The 5,659-nt window shown below is 45.8% G+C and carries 7 protein-coding genes and 1 pseudogene; 3 read left to right on the top strand and 5 right to left on the bottom strand.

Going from position 1 to position 5,659, the window contains the following annotated elements; genetic code table 11:
- Positions 1–34 precede the first annotated feature (34 nt).
- The gene (locus tag QRN60_RS24535; RefSeq protein WP_111818785.1) at positions 35–967 is read left to right on the top strand and encodes a hypothetical protein; all 933 of its coding nucleotides are present in this window, start codon (positions 35–37) and stop codon (positions 965–967) included.
- 40 nt (positions 968–1,007) lie between these two features.
- On the opposite strand, the gene QRN60_RS24530 is transcribed toward QRN60_RS24535, so the two are convergent.
- Entirely contained in the window at positions 1,008–1,928 is a 921-nt protein-coding gene (locus QRN60_RS24530) for a hypothetical protein (RefSeq protein ID WP_111817773.1), read from the bottom strand.
- 231 nt (positions 1,929–2,159) lie between these two features.
- Entirely contained in the window at positions 2,160–2,711 is a 552-nt protein-coding gene (locus QRN60_RS24525; protein WP_111817772.1) for a recombinase family protein, read from the bottom strand.
- Between the two features lie 457 nt (positions 2,712–3,168).
- Between QRN60_RS24525 and QRN60_RS24520 the strand changes: the two genes are divergently transcribed.
- Together QRN60_RS24520 and QRN60_RS24515 are read left to right on the top strand one after the other, a co-directional pair.
- A complete protein-coding gene (locus tag QRN60_RS24520) occupies positions 3,169–3,894 on the top strand; it encodes a hypothetical protein (protein WP_129567219.1) in 726 nt (241 codons plus the stop codon).
- Positions 3,895–3,956: 62 nt separating this feature from the next.
- Positions 3,957–4,208: a hypothetical protein gene (locus QRN60_RS24515; protein ID WP_111817770.1), complete on the top strand. Its 252-nt coding sequence runs from the start codon at positions 3,957–3,959 to the stop codon at positions 4,206–4,208.
- A 47-nt stretch (positions 4,209–4,255) separates the two neighbouring features.
- On the opposite strand, the gene QRN60_RS24510 is transcribed toward QRN60_RS24515, so the two are convergent.
- The 3 genes and pseudogenes from QRN60_RS24510 to QRN60_RS24500 all read right to left on the bottom strand — a co-directional run.
- The gene (locus QRN60_RS24510) at positions 4,256–4,780 is read right to left on the bottom strand and encodes a hypothetical protein (RefSeq protein WP_129567220.1); all 525 of its coding nucleotides are present in this window, start codon (positions 4,778–4,780) and stop codon (positions 4,256–4,258) included.
- 345 nt (positions 4,781–5,125) lie between these two features.
- Positions 5,126–5,458, bottom strand: a complete 333-nt coding sequence (locus tag QRN60_RS24505; RefSeq protein WP_111817767.1) for a zinc ribbon domain-containing protein — start codon at positions 5,456–5,458, stop codon at positions 5,126–5,128.
- Positions 5,459–5,468: 10 nt separating this feature from the next.
- Positions 5,469–5,659 (bottom strand): annotated as a pseudogene (locus QRN60_RS24500) (hypothetical protein); the annotation flags it as partial.

Genomic DNA, 5,659 nt, shown 5'->3' with positions numbered 1-5,659 from the left:
CATCAGGGCTAAATCAATCTAGCCGACTTGCCCGGTGAAATGGGGTGCACTCCAGTCAATTAGTGAAGGCGTTGAGCCGATCTATAAATGCATTGTCAATCGATACACCAAAGACGATGACGAAATCAACGCACGCTTATTGGGAATGGCGGAAATCAATCGTGCTATCGATCACGCTGGTTCAATTGACGAATTCATAAATCGCCATACCGGAGACGAAGTAATCGCGGAAGTGGGGAAAATCCAGATTGCTTACGCGATCTTGGAAGCAGAGCGCCGCAGTAAGCTCGCAACTACCCTACTCGGAACAGCGGCTTCTTCACCCCCACAACTCTCTGACACATGGATCAATTCGTTTACGCGGATGCTCTTCGATGGGGTGAGAAACAGCGACGTTGACAACGTGGGAAGCAACATAACGATTATTTGCTTCAACTATGATCGCTGCATCGAAATGTACCTAGAACATGCCATAATGAATGCGTTCCGTGATGTTCCACCTGATAGGGCGAGACAGATTGTCGCTAGGATCAATATTATCCACCCATACGGAAGCCTTGGAAACTTGGAAGAGCATCCCTTTGGCGGCGATGTTTCCCCCCAAAGAATAAGGCAAATGAGCGACAATATCGTTACGTGGTCCGAGTCGCGGGCGAGTGATAGAGCACCAAAAATTCAGCATGCAATGGCAAACGCGTCTACCATCGTTTTTCTTGGCTTCGCTTTCGCTCCGCAAAATATGCGGCTTTTGACTATCGACAAGGGCTTTGATGAACCCGAACAAGAGGTTGAGACCTTCGCGACTGCATATGGCTACAATCCCGTCATAAATGAGCGACTTAAAACAAAAATCCTTGATTTGTACTCCCCTAACGACTTCACCATTAATTCCGAGCGCGTCCACATTCAGTACGATATGAAATGTGCTGAATTCCTTAGAGCGCACAGCATGGCGTTGGTGGTATGATGAAGAAACTGTCCAACAATCAGGGGGGTTCCCGATCACTTCAAAACGGAATGTCCTTGTCTAACTCTTCGGACAACTGCTCGATATATGGACGATAGTTCTTTTCTATCCTCTCAACCATTTCATTCACCAGTTTCGCGACTTCTTCTACCTCTTCGAGTTTTAGCGGAATGAAGTTTCCGTCATTGTCTCGCCCGTTACGATGCACGATATGATGTCGGATTTGGATTATTTGTTGCATCTTCTGCTCTTCGGCAGTCAGTTCGGATTGACCTTCATTTTTTTTCTTATTCTTCTTAGGTTTTTCAGGGCGCTCGTCAGCAAAAATATAAACGTCAAGCACGGCTTCGTAGAAGCCTGAAACTTTCAAAAGATCATGAAATGAAACTCGTTCTAGATATTTTTTGGCAGTCCTTTTTACAAAATTTGGGTCTTTAGCTATGTCAATCAGCGTATGCGTTGAAGATCGGAGAGCCTCAGTGCTTCCAACTAAGGCAAGTAGTTTTTTATCATCGTTGGTGATTATTTTTATCAGTCGGTCACTAAGATACGCTTCCAAAATGACGACGTACTGAAGGTAAAGCACCTTTAGAAGCGGCTGACCGGGTATCCCTAACTTGTACGAGTTTGTATGAAGGGATTTCGCGTCTGCAACTGATTGCTGATACACCTCATAAGCGTCGAAAGGCAGGTCTTCAGGTCCGAAGTCTTCAAAATCGAATGTATCATCAATGAAACGGACTTTTACTTCAGGATGATCAGTCACCTTCACATCCTTTTGCCCCGGCATGGCGATTACCTCGATATTGTAATCTTCATCGCACTCGGTACAGGTAACTGTCGAATAGTTGCTCTCTATCCCGTCGCCAGTGCTATCGTTTGTCCAGTCGAAAGTGGCATTATCAACTTCATCTTCGATGAATGAGTTGCACTCGGGGCATTTGAAGTTGATATTTAGCAATGCACAAATCCTTGGTGGTTGCGATATATATTCTCCGCAACCTAAGAAGGTGAATGCAAAAAAAGAATGAAGACCCTTTATCAAATTGTCTAGTCGAGACAATTATGCACTGACGTTTCGATGAGGGCTCAGGGGCTACAAATCCTACCCGCGCCCGGTGCAGCCCTAGTTTTCCGCCAGATTTCACAATTGTTGAACAATACACAAAACTGTTCACTTTTGTTGAGCGATTTAAACCTTGTCCGGTAAATATCTGTAGACAGTCGCTCTGCCGATCCCAAGGGTTTTCGCGATCTCGGTCGGACCTTTACCAGCCGCCACTAGCTCATTGATCCTAGCGCCATCAACAGTGGCTTTCCTGCCCTTGTAGACGCCTTCCTTCTTCGCCTTGGCAATTCCCTCCAACTGGCGTTCTCTGCGTATGGCTGTCTCGAATTCAGCGAAGACGCCAAGCATCTGGAGAAATGCTTTTCCGGCTGGAGTGCTGGTGTCGATTGGTTGTTCCGTTGCCTTTAAGGAAACACCTTTGGCTTTCAGGCGGTCCACAATAGCGGATAGATCGCCTATCGAGCGGGCGAGACGGTCAATGCGGGTAATGATGATGGTGTCGCCTTCCCGAGCGAAATCGAGCAGTCTGGAAAGCTCTTCTCTGCCTTGTGTTGTGGTGCCGCTTTTCTTCTCTTTCAGAATAAGCGTTGCCCCGGCTGATCGGAGGGTCTCTTCTTGCAGGGTCAAATCCTGATCGACCGACGACACTCTGGCATATCCGTATATGACTGACATCTGATGCCCTTTTGTCTCATTTGACTCTAGATGTATGAGTCGTAACGTCTCGGAATGCTGAAATCAACCCTAATAAGACGCTAAAAGTGTCTCATGGCGTTGTCTCGCTACGGTTTACTCAAATGACTCAATTGGGGATCGACACCGCTCGTCACTGACACCCTTATTGGCCCCTCCGGCATGCCGATGAAGATTAAAATCAAGAATTATCAATAAGGCGATTGAAATAATCGCGCCAATATGGTAATATAAAACAATATATTGGATTATTAATAATCCATAGTGCGAATAATATAATTCGCGCCAATCAACTCCACATCATAAATAGGAAGAAGTCGATTTTCGGCAATCAGAGGTCCGCTCACGAGAGCGACTTTGATTTTCTTTATTTAATTTTTCGCATGCGCCTCTCTGCGATTGGCGCAATTAGATTTATATTGCCTTTAAAAGAGTAAAAATGACAACAAAGAAAACAAAAGAATGGGCTTTCGATACATTTATTCAAAAGGCATATTTCGACATTATTAATTCAGATGATAAAAATACATCAAGAACACAATGTTACATAAGTGAAAATGCTTTTCTTGTTACTGTTCATCTCCGAAGTTATGGAGATTGCCATAACATTATCGAAGCGCAGCGCAGACTTGATAAAGCATTTGGGCGCTATCAGGCTTTAACTCTGCGACCTCAATGCTTCAATAATGGCAAAGTGACGCGATGGAATAAAAAGCTCCAGCCACTAGCCTTCATGGCGTTCGACATCGAAGGTAGTCGTCAAAATCGCTTCCATACAAATCCACTTTATCCGCATGGTCATGGTGCGGTTTTGTTTCATGAAAAAACACTCGCCCACTTCCAAGACAATAATAGTAGATTTCTTACACTGGACGGCGGCTATAAGATTCCCAATCCAACAGCAGACATTTCACTCATAGACTTTAAGCCGGTGAACAGCCTTCATGACCTTGATCAATTTTTGGGCTATTCGCTGAAACTGGAAAGCTATCTTAGGAGCAATCAAACGAATTACGCTCCGTTTAATTTCTATCCGGCGTCGTCTGTCCATTTCCCATTTTGGGAGCATCTCAATGGTAAAAACGTTTCCACGGATCAGGACAGTCCGGCAAAAATCAACAATTCGACCACTAATTTGTTGCCGCAAACTATGATCGTACCCTGAAATGAATCGCTGGAGTTAGAGAGCTGAACTCTTCAGCGCCTCTCTCGATATTGGGAGAATGAATGAAATCAAACGGTTTTGGACGGTTCGAACAAAGGATCATTGTTCACATCGACCAACAATACGCATCACTAATTGAAAGCCAAAATGGTGGCGTGAGCAGATGGAAGTTCGATGGACGCCGCACTTTCGTTTGGTCGAGACTTTCAACCCGAAAAGGCGATGACGAGGGGATCGTCTCCCATTTGTCCACCTTACTCAAAGACCTTCCAGAGAGCGCTTGGAACATCGACTGGAAGCGATCTCAATATTGAGTGCTGTAGGGCGTCGCCTCTATGGCAGAAACTTAAGGTACGATCTCTCACTCTTTGGACCTTGCCAGTCCTTTAGAAACATCGCCTGTGCAAGCCTCGTCACCGTTTCCTGCAACTGCTTCCTTGGTAATCCACTTGCCATCCTCAAACAGAAATGCTTCGAGAACGCATGTTTCCCAGAGGCTATCTGTATACCAACGTGCCAGCATAAGTTTGCTGTTTGGTTTAAATTCCAGGGTCAGTGCCTGATTAAATTCTCCGCCTCTTGGAAAATCGTAGAGCTGCCCGGTCTTATTGTTCGCCACTATCACCGTTGTGCAACCGGTGCCGCAGCCAAACTGCGCAACAGATAGCTCTCCGGCAAATGTTACGCCAGACTTTATCGCATCCGTTATTCGCGTCCGGAAGGGTGCAAAATCTCTTGCCTGCCCATTGAAATCGGGCATTTGCGCTTTCCCTCTAAAAATACCTTGTGCCGGGAAAACTGAGAATTCCAAATCGGAGGCTTTCGCAAAATCAGAGCCAATCACAATTGCGATTATGGAAACCGCTATTAAAGAAATTGTTTTCAAAACGGTCTCCATAGACAGATTAGCCGCAGTCATCACAGGGCGGTACAGGCTTCTTAACTTTGTAGAGCTTTTGCATCTCGGCTTTACCGATATGCTTTGGCTTTACAAAACAATCCAATTGGCTCTCGATGGAGAAGTAACTGTGGTCAGGGAGTACCCATGTTCTCACACACTGAAATTCCTCCTCCGATTCCGCAGTGTTGGTATTCCAATAACAACGGGCTTTGACCATTTTTTTCTGTTTGACGTACTCCAGAACGTCCTTCTCTGTCAGACATTTTTCTTGCGAAAACGCGACTGTCGTAGAGCTTACAAGAAGCAGAATGGCGACAAATGATCTGAGCATCAGGCGGCTTTTGGGCGAGTGAACATAACAAACAGCCCTAGGATAACCGCTCCGATAACCCAGAGTATGAGGAGCATCGCGACTCCTAGACCCGTGCCAATTGCTGCTCCGGCTTGTTCTGCACCAGACAGAGCGTTGTCGTCTTTTGTGGCTGCATTGAATCCACCGACAACCCAGACAGCCATAAGCAAATTAAAAAGCACAAATGACCACTTGAAAAGCTTGCCGAAAAACCCGCGCTTCGGTTTCCGAAGCTGTACTCCGCACTTGGGGCATTTGAATGCGCTATCGGCGACGCTTTCGCTGCATTCGGGACAATTTATAAGTGCCATGGTCGATACCTCATTGTTTTGAAATGGCAGTAAATCGGAAAAGAAACTCAGGAGCGGTCATCGCGCCGCGAATTGTCATGCTGTTTTCAAACACGCCATCGGCATCAGCCTGAAAGAAGTTGCCGGAAATTCTGACTTTATCGCCAATGACCTGCCACTGCGAATTTCCTCCAGATTGGATTAGAGTCCGGCCCATTAAAG

Source organism: Agrobacterium sp. CFBP2214 (assembly GCF_030209895.1).
GTDB classification, from domain to species: Bacteria; Pseudomonadota; Alphaproteobacteria; order Rhizobiales; family Rhizobiaceae; genus Agrobacterium; species Agrobacterium radiobacter.
This window is presented reverse-complemented; position numbering and strand designations above follow the sequence as displayed.

Coding starts and splice junctions, on each gene's coding strand:
- QRN60_RS24525 (WP_111817772.1), bottom strand. CDS start 2,711: ATGTCAGTCATATACGGATATGCCAGAGTGTCGTCGGTCGATCAGGAT.
- QRN60_RS24515 (WP_111817770.1), top strand. CDS start 3,957: ATGAAATCAAACGGTTTTGGACGGTTCGAACAAAGGATCATTGTTCAC.
- QRN60_RS24520 (WP_129567219.1), top strand. CDS start 3,169: ATGACAACAAAGAAAACAAAAGAATGGGCTTTCGATACATTTATTCAA.
- QRN60_RS24505 (WP_111817767.1), bottom strand. CDS start 5,458: ATGGCACTTATAAATTGTCCCGAATGCAGCGAAAGCGTCGCCGATAGC.